This is a genomic window from Roseibium sediminis (assembly GCF_008711325.1).
GTDB classification, from domain to species: Bacteria; Pseudomonadota; Alphaproteobacteria; order Rhizobiales; family Stappiaceae; genus Roseibium; species Roseibium sediminis.
Genome location: NZ_VXDB01000093.1, coordinates 1 through 835, shown reverse-complemented (window position 1 = coordinate 835; position 835 = coordinate 1). Strand labels below are relative to the sequence as shown.

1 protein-coding gene and 1 pseudogene are annotated in these 835 nt (G+C 56.2%); both read left to right on the top strand.

Annotated features, from left to right (window positions below; all coding sequences use genetic code 11):
* Positions 1–244: pseudogene (locus F0155_RS23210) on the top strand (IS21 family transposase); the annotation flags it as partial.
* Positions 234–835: ATP-binding protein (locus tag F0155_RS23205; RefSeq protein WP_150526934.1), on the top strand; the 602-nt coding region annotated here is incomplete at its 3' end. The pseudogene F0155_RS23210 and the gene F0155_RS23205, both read left to right, overlap by 11 nt.

The window sequence follows — 835 nt, the reverse complement described above, 5'->3', positions numbered from 1 at the left end:
CCTCTCATTGGTTCTGCAACATAACGAAGAGGACGTGTTACGCGCCGTGGACAAGGCGCTGGAAGCGGGTGTGCCAACCAAGACGCATATCCTGAACCTTCTGCACCGGTTGATCGACCGTAAGCCGACGGAACATCCAGAAGTCGACCCACCGGACGCCCTGGCATTGCAAACCACGCCCGAGGCAAACCTAAATCGTTACGATGGCCTGAGACAGGCTGGGGAGAAGCGCCATGCGTCATGACCCAGCCGGAGCCTCTATCGTCATCATGCTGCGCAGCCTCAAGCTCTATGGCATGGCAAATGCCGTCGAAGACCTGGTCGCCCAAGGTGCCCCAGCCTTTGAAGCCGCGACCCCGATGTTATCACAGCTGCTCAAGGCTGAAATGGCGGAACGAGAGGTTCGATCCATCGCTTACCACACAAAGGTCGCCCGCTTCCCTGCATACAAAGATCTCACCGGCTTTGATTTTGCGTCCAGTGAAATCAACGAAGCGAAAGTCCGGCAGTTACACCGGTGTGAGTTCATCGAAAACACCGAGAATGTCGTTCTGATCGGTGGGCCCGGCACGGGCAAAAGCCACACCGCCACAGCAATCGGCGTCCAGGCGATCGAACACCACAGGCGCAAGGTTCGGTTCTTCTCAACAGTGGAGCTGGTAAATGCACTGGAGCAAGAAAAAGCGATTGGCAAGGCTGGGAAAATTGCTGAAATGCTGACCAAAGTCGACTTGGTCATCCTGGATGAGCTCGGTTACCTGCCGTTCAGTTCATCAGGTGGGGCGCTGCTCTTTCACCTGCTCAGCAAGCTCTACGAGCGCACAAGCGTCATCAT